Source organism: Vibrio sp. (assembly GCF_038138445.1).
Taxonomy (GTDB): domain Bacteria; phylum Pseudomonadota; class Gammaproteobacteria; order Enterobacterales; family Vibrionaceae; genus Vibrio.
In genome coordinates this window covers 42,164-60,497 of the sequence record NZ_JAYQDQ010000008.1, presented here as the reverse complement: position 1 = coordinate 60,497, position 18,334 = coordinate 42,164, and the positions used below count along the sequence as shown (strand labels likewise).

The window sequence follows — 18,334 nt, the reverse complement described above, 5'->3', positions numbered from 1 at the left end:
TTATTGAATGCAATTAAAACACCGCAAAAAGTTACAATTTTGTTTACAAACCGACAACTTTCGCACAAAAAATCGTTTTTTACATAATTGATTGGGAGCGATTATCTCATTTAGCCTGCTAGCTTGGCAATAAGATGCTCTAATTTGTGAGGCTCATCTAGACTAATTGTTACCTTGGATGTTCCATTTTTAGCTTTTACAATTGCGACCTTAGCATCCAACATTTGACTTAATTTCTGTGACATTTGTTGTGCTTCAGTGTCTTGCGGCTCATTTTTTCCTTCAGATTGTGGTTGAAGGCATTTTTTCACTAGCTGCTCTGTCTGACGAACCGTCATACGTTTTTTAGCCACAAGCTCTGCCACATCGACTTGCTGTTCGCCCTCAAGAGCAAGTAAAGCGCGTGCATGGCCCATTTCGAGCAATCTTTCAGACAAGAGATACTTAACATCCATCTCTAACTGGTTGAGTCTGAGCAAGTTAGTTACTGTTGTTCGGGACTTACCGATGACTTCAGCGACTTGCTGATGAGTTAAGGAAAACTCTTCTTGGAGACGATCCAGCGCCACAGCTTCTTCGATCACATTGAGATCTTCTCGTTGGATATTCTCGATCAAAGCCATAGCGATCGCCGCGCGATCATCGACATTTTTGATCACGCACGGTACTTCTTTTAAACCAGCTTTGCGCGCTGCGCGCCAGCGCCTTTCACCAGCAATTATCTCATACTTATCATTCTCGACCTGACGCACAACAATAGGTTGTATTATGCCTTGAGATTCTATCGATGCAGCCAATTCTTCAAGAGCTTCTGGCTCCATATCTGTACGCGGTTGGTACATACCTGGCTTGAGAGAATTAATATTGATCTCAGTGAAATCACCCTCAGAAGACAACTCCTGACTGTGAATTGCACTTTGCTGTTTCTCACGCGCTAGAGAACTTGTTGAAAGCAGAGCATCTAGCCCCTTACCTAAGCCACGTTTAGACATGAAACACAATTCCTTTGGTTGGGTTATGCAGGAACTTCATCACGGCGAAGCATCTCTCCAGCCAGTGCAAGATACGCTTTAGCGCCTGCAGAATACTTGTCATAGTACATAGCTGGTTTGCCATGGCTAGGCGCTTCAGCCAGACGGACATTACGCGGAATAACCGTACGATACACTTTATTACCAAAATGTTTTTTCAATTGATCGGAAACTTCATTGGATAGACGGTTACGAGGGTCGTACATGGTGCGTAACAGACCTTCTATTTTGAGTTTATCGTTAACGACTGCGGCAAGCTTACTGATAGTATCCATCAAAGCTGTCAGCCCTTCTAAGGCAAAATACTCACATTGCATAGGTACCAATACTGAATCAGCAGCAGCCATTGCATTAACGGTCAGAAGGTTAAGCGATGGGGGACAATCAATAAAAATAAAATCATAATGATCATGCACACCAGCGAGTGCATGCTTTAAGCGAACTTCACGGGCAAACACTTCCATTAACTTGATCTCAGCAGCGGTGACATCACCATTTGCAGCAATGAGATCATAGTTTCCTGATGTCTTACGACATACCACATCATCAAAGGCCATTTCTTCGACTAATAGCTCGTAAGCAGTCGCATCGACTTGGTATTTGTCTACACCACTGGCCATAGTGGCATTACCTTGAGGATCGAGGTCGATAACCAAGACTTTACGTTTTGTTGCCGCCATAGACGCTGCTAAATTAATGCAGGTCGTTGTTTTACCAACGCCACCTTTCTGGTTTGCAATTGCTACGATTTTTCCCACGACGAACCTCGCTTTTATTCCTTGCGGGATAAGATTACTAGATGACGCTCACCTTCCAATTGAGGAACAGTCAAAGCTTTGATGTCTGTCACAGAACACCAACTTGGTAACTGGGTAATCTCATCCTGTGGTAGTTGTCCCTTTAATGCATAAAAACGTCCACTGCCTTGTTTCGGAAGATGGTGACACCATTCAACCATATCTATCATGGAGGCAAATGCTCGGCTCAACACACCATCAAACTTATCGTCGGGCTGAAACTGCTCTACTCGACTCTGGACTGGAGTGACGTTCTTAATCTGTAATTCATGTATAACTTGTTTAATAAAACGAATGCGCTTACCCAGACTATCAAGTAAATAAAACTCTTTTGTTGGGTGCATGATCGCCAGCGGAATCCCCGGTAAACCAGGACCAGTTCCCACATCAATAAAGCGTTCACCTTCTAAATACTCACCAACCACTATGCTGTCTAAAATATGTTTGACAAGCATATCACCTGGCTCACGAACAGAAGTGAGATTATACGCTTTATTCCACTTGTGTAGCATTTCAACATAACCAACCAGCTGTTGGCGTTGTTTATCAGATACTTCAAGTGTAGTTTGAGCGATCAAAGAATCCAACTGTAGACGTAATTGGCTCATTATGCTTCACCGCCTTTGCGCAGCATGCCTTGTTTTTTTAAATGAACAAGCAAGATGGATATAGCAGCTGGCGTAATACCGGAAATACGCGATGCAATGCCAATAGATTCAGGTCTCGAATCACTTAACTTAACCACAACTTCATTGGATAACCCTTTGATGTTTGAATAATCCAAATCGGCTGGTAATAAAGTGTTCTCATGACGAAGTGATTTCTCAATCTCATCTTGCTGGCGTTTGATATAGCCTTCGTACTTAACTTGTATTTCGACTTGCTCTGCAGCTTGAGCGTCTTCCATTGCTGGACTGAAAGTTTCCAATTGAGTCAATTTTTGATAGGTCATCTCAGGACGTCGCAATAAATCCTCTCCACTGGCCTCGCGGATCATTGGTGTTTTGAGTAAAAGATTAAGCTCATCAACACCTGCAGATTTGGGATTCATCCAGGCATCTTGAAGCCTTTGTCTTTCGGTAGCAATATTTTCTACTTTTTGATTAAATCGTGCCCAGCGAATGTCATCGACAAGACCTAACTCGCGCGCTTTTTCTGTTAAACGTAAATCAGCATTATCTTCCCGTAAGAGCAAACGGTATTCAGCGCGAGAGGTAAACATACGATAGGGCTCTTTTGTACCCATGGTAGAGAGATCATCGATCAAAACACCCATATAAGCCTGATCCCTTCGAGGGCTCCAACCTTCTTTTTCTTGGCTATATAAACTGGCATTAAGCCCTGCAACCAAGCCTTGCGCAGCGGCTTCTTCATACCCAGTTGTGCCATTGATTTGACCTGCAAAAAATAAACCTTGGATAAATTTAGTCTCATAGGTTTGTTTTAGGTCCCTAGGATCAAAAAAGTCATATTCGATTGCATAACCTGGACGAACAATATGCGCATTCTCAAACCCTTTCATGGATCTTACGATCTCGACCTGAACATCGAAAGGCAGACTGGTGGAAATGCCGTTAGGGTATAACTCGTGAGTGGTTAGTCCTTCAGGTTCAATAAATATCTGGTGACTGTTCTTATCAGCAAAACGCATTACCTTATCTTCAATGGATGGGCAATAACGTGGGCCAATCCCCTCAATAACACCTGAGTACATTGGACTGCGATCAAGGTTATTTCTAATGATCTCATGAGTATGATCGTTTGTATGAGTGATAAAGCAGGGAATTTGTCTTGGATGCTGTGATCTTTGACCCATAAATGAAAATATAGGGGTTGGATCATCACCATGTTGAACTTGAAGATCAGAGAAATCTACACTTCGTGCATCGATTCTTGGAGGTGTTCCTGTTTTAAGCCGATCTACTCTAAATGGGAGTTCTCTTAGCCTGTGAGCTAGAGCAATAGAAGGAGGATCGCCTGCACGGCCTCCTGATGAGCTTTCCATACCAATGTGAAGCTTACCACCAAGAAAAGTTCCTACTGTCAGTACAATCGCTTGAGCTCGGAATTTAAGGCCCATTTGAGTAACAACCCCAACCGCGCGATCTTGTTCAACAATCAAATCGTCGACAGATTGTTGAAATAAAGTGAGATTTGGCTCATTTTCTAATGCTTCACGAACATAAGCCTTGTATAAGGCTCTGTCTGCTTGAGCACGGGTTGCTCTCACTGCTGGACCTTTAGAAGCGTTGAGAGTTCTAAACTGAATACCAGCGTGATCAATCGCTTTAGCCATCAGACCACCCATAGCATCCACTTCTTTGACTAAATGTCCTTTACCAATCCCACCGATTGCAGGATTGCATGACATTTGGCCTAAAGTATCGATGTTATGAGTCAATAATAAGGTTTTTTGCCCTGTTCTAGCTGATGCAAGGGCAGCTTCGGTTCCTGCATGTCCACCACCAACAACAATGACATCAAAACTTTCATGGTACAACATGTACTGACCTCTGGTATTCAAAAGAGATATAGGTAAATAAAAAGAGCGTTATTCTACCTGCTTTCGCTGTGATAGAAAATCGCTTTTGATGTTTTTCATCTAAGCAACTGACAAAGCTTAATCTTATATGATCTTATATATGATCTTTTATTGGATCTATTATTAGGATCGCCATTTTCTGTGGATAAGTGAAAATTGATCAACAAGATCATGGATCTTAGTAAGATCTTAGCTTGTGATCTAGCTTTGATCTAAACAGGGATTTCCTGAGATCAAAATAGCTAGTTATACACAGCGTAATTATGATCAATAAGTTGTTATTGGGATAACTATAGGTTGATCACCGGATAATTGTTATTTTATCCACAAGGGGGTTGAGTGTTTGTAGGAAAATAATCAGGGTAGGAAGCAGTGCTTATTGCTACTTCCTATCTGCTTTTAGAGTTGATGAATGTATTTTGTTAACCATGCTTCGGCGGCATCTTCAGGTACATCATGGCTTAGAACATCAATGGTTAGACATTCTGTGATAGGTGTGGCTCCTATATCTTCAAGTAAAGCATGTGCATGCTTCCCAGCTCCACAAAAGGTGTCATAACTTGAGTCTCCAATAGCGATCACGGCATATTTTACATTAGACATTTTTGGTGGGGTGTCTTGTAACGCTTGAATAAAAGGCTGAATATTATCCGGATAATCCCCAGCACCGTGAGTAGAGGTGATGACAAGCCAAGTCCCCTCTGCTGGAATTTCATCGAGTACTGGCTCGTTATGAATACAGGTTTCAAACCCATGTTTTACTAATAGATCGTTTAGGTGATCGCCAACATATTCTGCACCACCTAGAGTACTACCTGTAATGATTTGGATCATGCTGTTTCCTTTATCTAAAGATTGCTCACTTTATTCGCTGAGCCGATGAGTTACTTCCCAATACAAAAGGAAGAGAAAATACGACCGAGTAGGTCATCAGAACTAAATTCGCCGGTTATTTCATTAAGGTGCTGCTGAGCTATTCGGAGCTCTTCTGCTAAAATTTCTCCTGCCATATAGCCTTCGAGTTGTTGCTGGCCAATATCAAGATGCGTTGCTGCTTGTTCTAGTGCTTCGAGGTGGCGCCGGCGTGCCATAAAACCACCTTCATTACTGCCAGCAAAGCCCATACACTCTTTGAGATGGTGGCGCAGCGCCTCAACACCTTGTCCCGTTCGAGCAGATAAACGAATCAAGGTCGGATTATTAACATGACAAATTCCGATTTCCTCAGTGGTTTGATCGGCTTTGTTGCGGATCACTGTTATGCCAATATTGTCTGCTAAGCGATCAACAAAGTCTGGCCATATTTCTTTGGGGTCGGTGGCATCGGTTGTTGTGCCATCCACCATGAAAAGTACGCGATCGGCTTGCTCTATTTCTTCCCAAGCTCTTTCAATACCGATCTTTTCTACTTCATCAGAGGCGTCGCGTAACCCTGCTGTGTCTATGATATGCAGCGGCATACCATCTATATGTATGTGCTCACGAAGAACATCACGTGTAGTACCTGCAATGTCTGTCACTATCGCAGACTCTTTGCCAGATAGCACATTGAGAAGGCTGGATTTACCCGCATTTGGTCTACCTGCAATAACCACTTTCATGCCTTCGCGCATAATGGCCCCTTGATTGGCCTCTTTTCGAACTGAATTGAGTTTGTCTATGATTGCCTGTAGATCAGTTGATACTTTGCCATCAGCAAGGAAGTCTATTTCCTCTTCAGGAAAATCAATCGCTGCTTCGACATAAATTCTTAGATGGATTAGAGACTCTACTAGTGCATGAATACGCTGTGAGAAAGCACCTTGGAGAGATTTTAACGCGGACTTTGCTGCTTGCTCTGAACTGGCATCAATTAAATCGGCGATCGCTTCTGCTTGAGCAAGATCCAGCTTATCATTTAGAAACGCTCGCTCAGAAAATTCACCAGGACGCGCGGTTCTGATCCCCTCTATTTTTAAGATACGCTTGATGAGCATGTCCATCACGACTGGTCCACCGTGTCCTTGAAGTTCAAGAACATCTTCCCCTGTAAAAGAATTTGGATTCGGGAAAAATAGGGCAATACCTTGGTCAAGCTGAATACCATCTTGGTCGATAAATGGCAGGTATTCAGCATATCGAGGCCGTAGTTGCTTACCAGTTACCGCCAGCGCGACTTGACTCGCAAGAGGACCGGATACACGAATAATGCCTACGCCCCCACGACCAGGAGCGGTGGCTTGAGCCACTATGGTATCAGTTGTCATAAATGTGCCTGTGTTGTCTTTGCATGCCCTATAAGGCAAATATCTGTTAGCTGAATTGTAATCAGCTCAAAACGAAAAGGCGACCCTTTGGTCGCCTTTTGATGGTATTTCTATTAATGGCTTACTTGCTATGCAAGCCTTTCTTTTCCAGTGACTTGTATATCAATGTTTGTTGGATAAGTGTCACAACGTTTGATACTAGCCAATACAGCACTAGGCCTGATGGGAAAAATAGGAAGAAGAAAGTAAACATAACCGGCATAAAGGTCATGATCTTCTGCTGCATAGGATCTGTGACTGTGGTTGGGCTCATCTTTTGAATCATGAACATAGAAGCGCCCATCAGCAACGGTAAGATGTAGTATGGATCTTGTGCTGATAAGTCAGTAATCCAACCAAAGAATGGAGAATGACGAAGTTCTACCGATTCCATCAGTGCCCAATACAGCGCGATAAAGATAGGCATTTGTAAAAGTAGAGGTAAACAGCCACCCAATGGGTTCACTTTCTCTTTCTTATACAGCTCCATCATTTCTTGGCTCATACGCTGGCGGTCATCACCAATACGCTCACGCATAGCTTGCAGCTTAGGCTGAAGCATACGCATTTTAGCCATTGAGGTGTACTGAGCCTTGGTCAGCGGGTACATAGCACCACGTACAATGAAAGTTAGACAGATAATTGCCAGACCCCAGTTGCCAACAAATCCCTGAATGAAAGAAAGCAGAGTATGAAGTGGTTTAGCGATAAACCATAACCAGCCGTAATCCACTACCAAATCTAGATTTGGCGCCACTTCTGCCATTTGTTCTTGAAGCTTAGGACCAATCCAAAGCGTTGCTGTAAACTGAGCAGAGTCACCGTTAGCTATGGTTTTGTTTGGCATGCGAACGCCAATATCACCAAGGTTGCCAATTACGCGAGTGTAGAGGTTGGTACCAGGTTCATTGCGAGGTACCCAAGCAGTAGCGAAATAATGCTGAATCATAGCAGCCCAACCTTGACCATCTGGCAGGTTGACCGATAGATTGCGGTCTTGCATATCGTCAAAGCTGTATTTTTTATAGCGTGTTTCTTCGCTCGAGTATGCACCGCCACGATAAGTTGGCATGGTTATACTACCGCCATCATCCATTAAATTTTGGCGTAGGTGAGCATACATACCAAAAGTGGCGTTGTTGCCTGAGTTGTTTACTACATCATATTCAACATCAACTGCATAACTGCCGCGCTTTAAAATGAAGGTCTTTGTATACTCAAGTCCATTGGCTTGATAAGTCATTGGAATACGTAAATCATCTTGGCCATCGGCTAGGGTGAAACTGTCAGCTGCGACTTGATAAGCAGGACGGTTGCCACTGCTCAAATCGATACCTTGAGGTCCGACTAATCCACTTTGGGCTATGAACTGATGACCCGCTTCATTTTTCAATAGAACGAATGGGTCTGCGGAGTTAAGCTCAGCTGAGTATTGATTTAGGTCTGCGGTGATCACATCACCACCTACCGTATCAATCGACAGAGTCAAGACGTCAGTTGTCACGGTAATCGTTTTAGCAGACGCTTGCTGCGCGGGAGCGGGATCTAAATCATCCGCAAGAGACGGTGCAGGTGCTGTACTGCTTGATTGTGCCTGTTCAACCGGCTGTGGTGCTGGATTCTTTGCTACTTGCCATTGTTGAAACAACAAGAAAGAAACCAGTGCTAGCGCGATCAACAGGATATTACGTTGAGAATCCATCGTTATTTATCTCTGTCTTGTTTCTGGACTGGGGGTACTGGGTCAAAACCACCCGCATTCAAAGGGTGGCATTTTAATAGACGTTTGCTCGATAACCAACAACCTTTTACAAATCCATAAGATTTAAGTGCTTCAATAGCGTAACTTGAGCAGGTTGGAGTGAAACGACAACGCGGTCCTATCAGTGGACTTATTAGGCCTTGGTAAAGACGGACTAACCCGATAGCTACCCACGCGAAGGGCGAGACAGACGTTGCCATAATTTATCAAACAACTTAAAAATTTCATCATTGCTGAGATCCTGAGCACTTTTTTTAGCAATAACAACAAAATCCTTATTAGGAAGCTGATGTTGTTTATTGCGAAAACTTTCACGAGCTAGGCGCTTAAAGCGATTACGAGCAGGCGCTGTTTTAATTTGCTTTTTCGGAACAGCTAACCCCAATCTTGGGTGAGAAAGAGAGTTATTACGAGCAATGATAGTGAAATGAGGTGAGCCGGCTCTATGAGCTTGCTGGAAGACATTTTTGTAATGCTCGGGAGTTAACAAACGTAACTCCCGATTGAACGCGTACGTATTCAAAATAAACTAATGATTACTTTGAAAGGCGCGCACGGCCTTTTGCACGACGTGCATTGATTACTTTACGACCGTTCTTAGTTGCCATGCGAGCACGGAAACCGTGAGTACGCTTGCGCTTTAGAACTGAAGGTTGAAAAGTGCGTTTCATGATAATTACCTTTACTGATCAGTAGTTTTAGGTCAATGTTATCCTTGCGTTGGTCATTTTGTCTCTTGCTAAGCAGATAAGACAGACCGACACCTCTAAACAAAGAGGCGGAATTGTAATCACAGTCACACAAAGTGTCAATCATTGAGCAACTGCTAAATTCCGGCTGAGCGATTATACGGAGTGTGCACAAAATCTCAAGGATCAAGCGCTGTTCGGTGGCGATCTTTATTTTTCGCCTACTTGTCTAAGGAATTTTTTTAGTCGAGGATCCTGTGGATGATTAAAAATATCCTGTGGAGTACCTTGCTCTACAATATGTCCTTCGGCCATAAAGATCACTCTATCTGCGACTTCTCGGGCAAATTGCATCTCGTGAGTGACTACCAACATGGTCTGATCCTTGTTGGCCAGTTCTTTCATAAGTTGTAGAACCTCGCCAACCCACTCAGGATCGAGAGCTGAAGTTGGTTCATCAAACAATAATAGTTCTGGTTGAAGCGCCATGGCTCGACCTATACCTACACGTTGTTGCTGACCGCCTGAAAGAGCAGCTGGATAACTATCTCCTTTATCGCCAAGGCCAATATCATCGAGAATTTTTTGCGCGTGTGTTAGGGCGAGTGCTTTTTTCCAGCCGTGAACCGTAATTAACCCTTCGGCAATGTTTTGCTTTGCCGTCATATGGGCAAATAGTGCATAGCTTTGGAAAACAAATCCTGTTTTTCGACGCAGCTTGAGTATCTCAGATTTTGAGTGTTTTTCTGCATCAACACTGATATCACCTATGGTTATTTCACCTTTATCGGCTTGTTCTAAAAAATTAACCGTGCGGAGTAAGGTTGATTTTCCTGTCCCGCTGGAGCCGATAATGACAATGATCTCACCTTGTTTGATTTCAAGATCAATGCCATTAAGAACATTTGAATCGCCAAAGCGTTTATGGATATTGCTAAGCTTAATCATCTTATATACGCCTTATTCAGTTTGACCTCTGCCCAGTTTTGTATTCGGGTGAGAATGACAACCACTGCCCAATAAATTAATGCGACGGCCAAAAAGGCTTCGAAGAAACGGAAACTGGATGAAGCCTCCATTTGTGCTTTAGCCATGATCTCAGCAACGCCCAAAGTGAAGGCTAGCGAAGTTGATTTAATCATATCAATGAAGTAATTCATCAGTGACGGGAGCGCAATTCTCGTTGCTTGAGGAAGGATTATCCGACGCATAGCTTGGAAAGTGGTCATTCCTACAGACATGCTGGCTTCCATCTGACTGCGGTCTACCCCTATGATTGCTGCTCGAATACTTTCCGCCATGTAAGCTGCAAAGTGCAGAGTTAGGCCAATCACAGCAGCGCTAAAGGCATCGAGCCCTACAAACAGTGGAAAAATTTGTGGTAACCCATAGTAAAGAAGAAACAGTTGAACTAGGAGCGGTGTACCACGAAAAAAGCTAATATAGATTTGGCTCAGTTGATCCAATACTGGTACGCGAAATACTCTAATATTAGCCAGTATGACGGCCAATATTAACGCAAAGACTAAACCAAATGTCGCCATTTCCATGGTGGTACCAAGATACTTTAGAAGTATTGGCATTAGGTTTAGCATGTAGTTGAAATCAAATCCCATAGCGTATCTCGATAAAATTCGTCTTGCCAAAAAGTAACAACCCACTGCCATAAATAGGTACAGTGGGCTGCCTTGTCTTCGTATAAATTATTGGGTGATGTCCGCACCAAACCATTTCTGCGAGATGGTATTTAATGTTCCATCGGTACGCATGACTGCAAGAGCTTTATTTACTTCACCTTGAAGTTTGTGACCTTTGTCGTTATCAACAAATGGCCAGGCATTTTCGATGGTTTCGAATGGTTTGCCAGCTAGTTGCAAAGGTAGACCTGTTTTCTTGATAAGTTCAAGTGCAGAAAGTCGGTCCATGACAAAAGCATCGGCTCGACCTAAAGCGACATCGTGCTCAATTCCAGTATCGTATGTCTTAATGTTTATTTTACCGTTTTGGTCATGCTTTCTTAGCAGTTGTTCGAAGTTAGATCCCAAGTTAACGGCAACCGTTTTACCTTCTAGATCGTTTATGTTTTTTATACTTGTATTGCCCTTTCTAACCGTGATTTGTGCACCATCAACAACATAAGGGTTGGCAAAAAGGTATTTGTTTTTTCGTGCATCTGTGATGGTTATTTGGTTTGAAATGGTATCAATACGTCCTGTTTCAAGTAGACCAAACAATCCTGAGAAATTGGCGGTAACGTATTCGATCTCATAGTCGTTACGCTTACCTATTTCATCCCAAAGATCCACTTCAAACCCTTGCAGCTTGTCTTGTTCAACAAATGTAAAAGGGTAATAACGGCCAGACATGCCTACTTTGACATTGGTTGCGGCTTGAACGGTTATTGCAGAAAATGCTAATGCGGCTATTGTAGCCTTAATCCAGTTTTTCATAGTAAAACTCCATAGTTTAATGGAACTGATACTACTGTTAATTTGCTTACTAATGAAAATAACCAAGAGCAATAACCTAGACAGTGGAGGAATAAGCTGTGAGTGAAAGGATCAAAAATAGCGCGGCCAATCACAACTTAAGAAAACTTGTTCCACAGAGTTATCACCAGAGTTTAGATCTGTGAGAAATTGCTCAAATGTGGATCTTTTTGTGAGTAACAATAGGGCTGCTTGTGTTGATCTTACGAATAATAAAGAAGATATTGTGAATAACTTAGATCTTATTCACTGGAACCTCGATCATTTACTGGCGATCTTGGTTATCAACAGGTAAAATTACAAATCTTTTTCGATCATTTATTTAGGGTGGGCCCAACGTGTCATCTTCGCTTTGGTTGCAATGTATGCAGCAGCTTCAAGAAGAGCTACCAGCTACAGAGTTCAGTATGTGGGTACGCCCGTTACAAGCGGAGCTCAATGACAGCACGCTCACTTTATTCGCACCTAACCGTTTTGTAATGGATTGGGTTCGTGATAGGTATCTTAATAGTATCAATCGCTTATTGCAGGATTACTGTGGAAACGACATTCCCAGTTTGCGTTTTGAGGTCGGGAGTAAACCTGTCTCAGCACCTAAACCTGTACCAAAAAGAACACCGGCAGATGTTGCTGCTGAGTCATCTGCGCCTGCTCAATTGCAAGCGCGTAAGCCAGTGCATAAAACCTGGGATGATGATGAGCAGCGAGTGGCTGAAATAAACCATAGATCTAACGTTAACATTAAGCATAAATTCAATAACTTTGTTGAAGGTAAATCTAACCAACTTGGTTTGGCTGCCGCGAGGCAGGTCGCTGATAACCCTGGAGCTGCGTATAACCCTCTATTTCTATACGGTGGTACAGGTCTAGGTAAAACACACTTATTGCATGCTGTTGGTAATGCTATTGTGGATAACAAGCCTAACGCTAAAGTTGTTTACATGCACTCTGAGCGTTTTGTGCAGGATATGGTTAAAGCGCTGCAAAATAATGCGATTGAAGAGTTTAAGCGCTACTATCGCAGTGTTGATGCTTTGCTTATTGATGACATCCAGTTCTTTGCCAATAAAGAGCGATCTCAAGAAGAATTTTTCCACACTTTTAATGCCTTGTTGGAAGGTAATCAACAGATCATCCTGACCTCAGATCGTTACCCTAAAGAGATCAGTGGTGTAGAAGATCGTCTTAAATCTCGTTTTGGTTGGGGACTGACGGTTGCGATCGAGCCACCAGAGCTGGAAACTCGCGTCGCTATTTTGATGAAAAAAGCAGAAGATCACCAAATTCATCTCGCTGATGAAGTTGCTTTCTTTATTGCTAAAAGGTTGCGCTCTAACGTTCGAGAGCTGGAAGGTGCACTTAACCGTGTTATCGCCAATGCCAATTTTACTGGGCGTCCTATTACCATTGATTTTGTACGAGAAGCCTTGCGCGATCTTCTTGCCTTGCAAGAAAAGCTCGTCACGATAGATAATATTCAGAAAACAGTGGCAGAGTACTATAAGATCAAGGTTGCTGATTTGTTGTCGAAGCGTCGTTCGCGCTCTGTTGCTCGTCCTCGTCAATTAGCCATGGCGTTAGCCAAAGAGTTGACTAACCACAGTTTGCCAGAGATAGGTGATGCCTTTGGCGGTCGTGATCACACAACGGTACTGCACGCTTGTCGGAAAATCGAGCAGCTGCGTGAAGAAAGCCACGATATTAAAGAAGATTATTCTAATTTGATTCGTACCCTTTCTTCTTAAATCGCAGTATTCTAAGCAAGAAATCGATTCATTCTTTATAAAGCTAAACGAATTCTGAAAAGAGCGTACTATGAAATTTTCTATTGAGCGTAGCCAGCTACTTAAGCCGCTTCAGCAAGTGTCGGGTGCTTTGGGTGGACGCCCAGCCCTTCCTATTCTTGGTAATTTGTTGCTTAAAGTTGAGGGTAATATGCTTTCAATGACGGCAACGGATTTGGAAGTTGAACTTATTAGTCGTGTGGCTTTAGAAGGAGACTTCGAAGCTGGCAGTGTTACAGTTCCTTCTCGTAAATTTCTCGATATCTGCCGAGGACTTGCCGATGATTCGGTTATCACCTTCATTCTTGATGGGGATAAAGCACAAGTGCGCTCGGGTAGAAGCCGCTTTTCTTTATCGACCTTACCAGCCAACGATTTTCCTAACATTGAAGATTGGCAAAGTGATGTGAAGCTGTCCCTGACTCAAGGAGCACTTCGAACATTGATCGAGAAAACACAGTTTTCCATGGCTAACCAAGATGTACGTTACTATCTAAATGGTATGCTGTTTGAAATCGATGGTACAACATTGCGTAGTGTTGCGACAGATGGGCACCGCATGGCAGTATCACAGGCTCAGCTCGATACTGAGTTTGCCCAGCAGCAAATTATAGTTCCGCGCAAAGGTGTATTAGAGTTGATGAAATTACTCGACGCGCCAGAGCAGGATGTCACCTTGCAGATTGGTAGTTCTAATCTTCGCGCTGAAGTTGACCGTTTTGTGTTTACTTCTAAACTGGTTGATGGCCGCTTTCCTGACTATCGCCGAGTCATGCCTCAGTCAACAACTAAGATACTTGAAGCTGATTGTGATGAGTTGCGTCAGGCTTTCTCGCGTGCAGCGATTTTATCCAATGAGAAGTTTCGTGGCGTGCGAGTTAACTTATCTGGTAGTGAGTTGAAGATTACGGCTAATAACCCAGAGCAAGAAGAAGCAGAAGAAACGCTTGATGTCAGCTATGAAGGTGAACCGATTGAGATTGGTTTTAATGTCAGTTATGTCTCAGATGTGTTGAATACCTTGCGCTGTGAAAAGGTGAGAGTTTCAATGTCAGGAGCGAACGCCAGTGCGATGATTGAAAATACGCAAGACGACAGCTCTATATACGTGGTCTCGCCAATGCGACTTTAATATGCCACTGTCCCGCCTCGCTATTCAGCAATTTCGTAACATTGAAGCCTGTGATATTGAATTATCAGCAGGCTTTAACTTTCTTATTGGCCCAAATGGTAGTGGTAAAACTAGCGTTCTTGAAGCCATATACATGCTTGGGCATGGCCGCTCATTTAAGAGCAGTCTAACTGGACGAGTGATTCAGAATGATTGCGATCAGTTGTTTGTCCATGGCCGTTTTTTGAACTCGGATCAATTTGAGCTACCTATTGGCATTAATAAGCAGCGTGATGGCTCAACAGAGGTTAAAATAGGGGGTCAACCCGGCCAGAAATTGGCCCAGCTTGCGCAGGTTTTACCACTGCAAATGATTCATCCAGAAGGTTTTGATTTATTAACCGATGGACCAAAGCATCGCAGAGCATTTATTGATTGGGGTGTATTTCATGTTGAGCCTGCATTTTTTGATGCATGGGGAAGATTTAAGCGTCTCAATAAACAGCGCAATGCTCTTTTGAAAACTGCTTCATGCTACCGCGAGCTTTCTTACTGGGATCAAGAAATGGCTAGCTTAGCTGAAAGCATAAGCCGCTGGCGAGCAGAATATGTCAGTCAGGTGAGTGAAAAAATAGTGCGAATATGCCAGGTTTTTTTGCCTGAATTTGAAATCCAGATTAAGTACTATCGAGGGTGGGAAAAGAGTACTCCTTATGCATCAATCTTGGCCGAAAACTTCGAACGAGATCAGCTGTTAGGGTATACTTTTAGCGGCCCAAATAAAGCCGATTTAAAAATCAAAGTGAATGGGACACCTGTTGAGGATGTGCTTTCACGTGGTCAGCTTAAGCTTATGGTATGTGCCTTGAGAGTGGCACAAGGACAACACCTAACCGAAGTGACTGGTAAGCAATGCATCTATTTAATTGATGACTTTGCTTCAGAATTAGATAGCCAACGTCGTAAGCGTCTTGCTGATTGCTTAAGAGAGACGCGGGCACAAGTTTTTGTCAGCTCTATTACGCAAAGTCAAATCGACGATATGTTAGACGAAAAGGGCAAGATGTTCCGGCTGGAACATGGCACAATAGAGCAAAATATATAGTGGAAGATAACTCATGTCTGAAAATTACGATTCATCGAGTATTAAAGTACTAAAGGGCCTAGATGCGGTACGTAAGCGTCCGGGAATGTACATAGGCGATACCGACGATGGTACTGGCCTACACCACATGGTGTTTGAGGTGGTGGATAACTCTATTGATGAAGCGTTAGCTGGCCACTGTAAAGACATCATAGTGACGATTCATGAAGATGGCTCAGTCTCTGTGCGTGATGATGGACGTGGTATACCAACCGAGATGCACCCTGAAGAGAATGTTTCTGCTGCAGAAGTTATCATGACAGTGCTTCATGCTGGTGGTAAGTTTGATGACAACTCGTATAAGGTATCGGGTGGTTTACACGGTGTTGGTGTTTCAGTTGTTAATGCTCTATCTAAGGAAGTGTCATTAACGATTCACCGTGGTGGACAGATTCATACTCAAACCTATCATCATGGAGAGCCGAAGGCTCCGCTGTCTGTCATTGGTAATACAGATAAAACCGGCACAGAAATTCGTTTTTGGCCGAGTGAAGAGACTTTCTCTAATATAGAATTTCACTATGATATTTTAGCTAAGCGCTTGCGTGAACTGTCATTTCTTAACTCTGGTGTGTCTATTAAGTTAGTTGATGAGCGTGAAGAAGATAAAAGTGATCACTTCATGTATGAAGGTGGCATTCAGGCCTTCGTTGAACATCTTAACACCAACAAAACCCCCATCATTGAGAAAGTATTTCACTTTAATGCGGAGCGAGAAGATGGCATTGCAGTAGAAGTAGCAATGCAGTGGAATGATGGCTTCCAAGAAAATATCTATTGTTTTACTAACAATATTCCCCAGCGAGATGGCGGTACTCACCTTGCGGGTTTTAGAGCGGCTCTGACCCGTACTCTGAACTCCTTTATGGACAAGGAAGGCTTTTCTAAGAAAGCAAAAACAGCCACATCGGGTGATGATGCTCGGGAAGGTCTGACTGCTGTTATCTCTGTGAAAGTGCCAGATCCAAAATTCTCCAGTCAGACAAAAGACAAGCTTGTTTCCTCTGAGGTGAAATCAGCGGTTGAGTCGGTTATGGGAGAAAAGCTGTCTGAGTTTTTGGTTGAACACCCAACAGAAGCCAAGACGGTTTGTAGTAAGATTATCGATGCGGCTCGAGCTCGTGAAGCTGCTCGCAAAGCTCGTGAAATGACACGTCGCAAAGGCGCACTTGATTTGGCAGGCTTACCAGGCAAGTTGGCAGACTGCCAAGAAAAAGATCCTGCACTTTCAGAACTATATATAGTGGAGGGTGATTCTGCGGGGGGCTCAGCTAAACAAGGTCGTAACCGCAAGAATCAAGCAATTTTGCCATTGAAAGGTAAAATTCTTAACGTAGAAAAAGCGCGTTTTGACAAAATGCTGTCCTCGCAAGAAGTTGCTACCCTAATTACCGCCTTGGGTTGTGGTATCGGACGGGATGAGTATAACCCTGATAAACTACGCTATCACAACATCATTATCATGACAGATGCGGATGTGGATGGTTCTCATATTCGTACATTGCTTTTGACCTTCTTCTATCGCCAAATGCCAGAGCTTATAGAGCGTGGCTATGTGTATATTGCTCAGCCACCGCTTTATAAAGTGAAGAAAGGTAAGCAAGAGCAATACATCAAAGATGAAGATGCGATGAATCAATATGAGGTTGCTCTTGCGCTTGATAATGCGGCCTTGCATGTAAATGCACAAGCACCAGCTCTTGCTGGAGAAGCGCTTGAAAAATTGGTTCACCAATATAATGCGGCAATTAAGCTGGCGGAACGTATGAGCCGCCGCTATCCGCGCGCTTTAGTTCATGAGTTGATCTACACGCCGCGTATTACGGCAGAAAAATGTCATGATGCTAGCTTTGTTGATGCATGGACCAAGCAGCTGGTGGAGCAGCTCAATGCTAAGGAAGTGGGTGCAAGCCAGTACAGCTACGAAGTCGAGCGGCATGTTGAGCTTGACCTAAATCTGCCGAAGATTTTAGTTCGCACCCATGGTGTGACTCACGAATTTGCATTAAGCGTCGATCTGATCAATTCAAAGGAATACGCTAAGTTAGCAAGCCTGTCAGAGGCGCTTGATGGCTTAATTGAAGAAGGGGCTTACATTCAACGAGGTGAGCGCACTCAGCTAGTGTCTAGTTTTGTTGATGCGCTAAATTGGTTGATTAAAGAGTCTCGCCGAGGTCTTACTCGCCAGCGCTACAAAGGTTTGGGAGAAATGAACCCGGACCAGCTGTGGGAGACGACCATGGATCCTGAAACGCGTCGCATGATGCAAGTAACGATTGAAGATGCGGTTGGTGCGGATCAGCTGTTTACGACCTTAATGGGTGACCAAGTAGAGCCGCGTCGAAACTTTATCGAAGAAAATGCTCTCAAGGTTGCTAACTTGGATGTCTAGGACTAGTTACTATATGTTAAAAAAGCACCGCTAATTGGCGGTGCTTTTTTGTTTTCACTTGCCACACATCATGATGCACAACTTTTTATTCAATTCCTCTTGAAAAGTACTTGTCGTACCCACACATCTAGTATTGAAGAGGATAGATGTCTTGCTCAAGAGAGAAGAAACAGAACCTCACTAACCGCCAATAAAGTATCGCTCAGGAGAGGATGACTTTGGAGGCACATAATTGAACTTGATTCGACACTAGGTCCCAGAGTTAACAGAACCTGAGGAGTAGTGAATGAATCCCTTAGTCGGCAAGG

The 18,334-nt window shown here is 43.3% G+C and carries 17 protein-coding genes; 4 read left to right on the top strand and 13 right to left on the bottom strand.

Going from position 1 to position 18,334, the window contains the following annotated elements:
- Positions 1-110 precede the first annotated feature (110 nt).
- From AAFM34_RS04395 to AAFM34_RS04335, 13 genes are all read right to left on the bottom strand, one after another.
- Positions 111-992 (bottom strand): ParB/RepB/Spo0J family partition protein, encoded by an 882-nt coding sequence (locus AAFM34_RS04395; protein ID WP_341660353.1) that lies wholly within the window; start codon positions 990-992, stop codon positions 111-113.
- A 23-nt stretch (positions 993-1,015) separates the two neighbouring features.
- On the bottom strand, positions 1,016-1,789 hold the full coding sequence (locus AAFM34_RS04390; RefSeq protein ID WP_341660351.1) for a ParA family protein: 774 nt from the start codon (positions 1,787-1,789) through the stop codon (positions 1,016-1,018).
- Positions 1,790-1,803: 14 nt separating this feature from the next.
- Complete coding sequence (gene rsmG, locus AAFM34_RS04385) at positions 1,804-2,436, bottom strand: 16S rRNA (guanine(527)-N(7))-methyltransferase RsmG (RefSeq protein ID WP_341660349.1); 633 nt, start codon at positions 2,434-2,436, stop codon at positions 1,804-1,806.
- Positions 2,436-4,331 (bottom strand): tRNA uridine-5-carboxymethylaminomethyl(34) synthesis enzyme MnmG, encoded by a 1,896-nt coding sequence (mnmG, locus tag AAFM34_RS04380; RefSeq protein WP_341660347.1) that lies wholly within the window; start codon positions 4,329-4,331, stop codon positions 2,436-2,438. Before mnmG ends, rsmG begins: the two co-directional genes overlap by 1 nt.
- Positions 4,332-4,769: 438 nt before the next feature.
- Entirely contained in the window at positions 4,770-5,204 is a 435-nt protein-coding gene (gene mioC / locus AAFM34_RS04375; RefSeq protein WP_341660345.1) for an FMN-binding protein MioC, read from the bottom strand.
- A 50-nt stretch (positions 5,205-5,254) separates the two neighbouring features.
- Positions 5,255-6,616, bottom strand: coding sequence for a tRNA uridine-5-carboxymethylaminomethyl(34) synthesis GTPase MnmE (gene mnmE, locus AAFM34_RS04370; protein ID WP_341660343.1), 1,362 nt, complete (start codon positions 6,614-6,616; stop codon positions 5,255-5,257).
- A gap of 121 nt (positions 6,617-6,737) precedes the next feature.
- The gene (gene yidC / locus AAFM34_RS04365) at positions 6,738-8,357 is read right to left on the bottom strand and encodes a membrane protein insertase YidC (protein ID WP_341660341.1); all 1,620 of its coding nucleotides are present in this window, start codon (positions 8,355-8,357) and stop codon (positions 6,738-6,740) included.
- A gap of 2 nt (positions 8,358-8,359) precedes the next feature.
- The gene (gene yidD / locus AAFM34_RS04360; RefSeq protein ID WP_114787720.1) at positions 8,360-8,617 is read right to left on the bottom strand and encodes a membrane protein insertion efficiency factor YidD; all 258 of its coding nucleotides are present in this window, start codon (positions 8,615-8,617) and stop codon (positions 8,360-8,362) included.
- On the bottom strand, positions 8,584-8,907 hold the full coding sequence (gene rnpA, locus AAFM34_RS04355; protein WP_240314543.1) for a ribonuclease P protein component: 324 nt from the start codon (positions 8,905-8,907) through the stop codon (positions 8,584-8,586). The genes yidD and rnpA overlap by 34 nt, the downstream gene beginning before the upstream one ends.
- A 46-nt stretch (positions 8,908-8,953) precedes the next feature.
- Complete coding sequence (rpmH, locus tag AAFM34_RS04350) at positions 8,954-9,088, bottom strand: 50S ribosomal protein L34 (RefSeq protein ID WP_006880025.1); 135 nt, start codon at positions 9,086-9,088, stop codon at positions 8,954-8,956.
- 228 nt (positions 9,089-9,316) lie between these two features.
- Positions 9,317-10,054, bottom strand: a complete 738-nt coding sequence (locus AAFM34_RS04345) for an amino acid ABC transporter ATP-binding protein (protein ID WP_341660332.1) — start codon at positions 10,052-10,054, stop codon at positions 9,317-9,319.
- Entirely contained in the window at positions 10,051-10,722 is a 672-nt protein-coding gene (locus AAFM34_RS04340; RefSeq protein WP_341660330.1) for an amino acid ABC transporter permease, read from the bottom strand. The genes AAFM34_RS04345 and AAFM34_RS04340 overlap by 4 nt, the downstream gene beginning before the upstream one ends.
- An 87-nt stretch (positions 10,723-10,809) precedes the next feature.
- Positions 10,810-11,556 carry an amino acid ABC transporter substrate-binding protein gene (locus tag AAFM34_RS04335; protein WP_341660328.1) on the bottom strand — a complete coding sequence of 249 codons (747 nt, stop codon included), beginning with the start codon at positions 11,554-11,556 and terminating at the stop codon, positions 10,810-10,812.
- Between the two features lie 377 nt (positions 11,557-11,933).
- Here AAFM34_RS04335 and dnaA point away from each other — a divergent pair, with 377 nt between their 5' ends.
- From dnaA to gyrB, 4 genes are all read left to right on the top strand, one after another.
- A complete protein-coding gene (gene dnaA / locus AAFM34_RS04330) occupies positions 11,934-13,340 on the top strand; it encodes a chromosomal replication initiator protein DnaA (RefSeq protein WP_114787725.1) in 1,407 nt (468 codons plus the stop codon).
- Positions 13,341-13,410: 70 nt separating this feature from the next.
- Positions 13,411-14,511, top strand: a complete 1,101-nt coding sequence (gene dnaN / locus AAFM34_RS04325) for a DNA polymerase III subunit beta (RefSeq protein WP_341660325.1) — start codon at positions 13,411-13,413, stop codon at positions 14,509-14,511.
- 1 nt (position 14,512) lies between these two features.
- On the top strand, positions 14,513-15,595 hold the full coding sequence (gene recF / locus AAFM34_RS04320; RefSeq protein ID WP_341660323.1) for a DNA replication/repair protein RecF: 1,083 nt from the start codon (positions 14,513-14,515) through the stop codon (positions 15,593-15,595).
- Positions 15,596-15,608: 13 nt separating this feature from the next.
- On the top strand, positions 15,609-18,026 hold the full coding sequence (gyrB, locus tag AAFM34_RS04315) for a DNA topoisomerase (ATP-hydrolyzing) subunit B (RefSeq protein ID WP_341660321.1): 2,418 nt from the start codon (positions 15,609-15,611) through the stop codon (positions 18,024-18,026).
- Positions 18,027-18,334 lie beyond the last annotated feature (308 nt).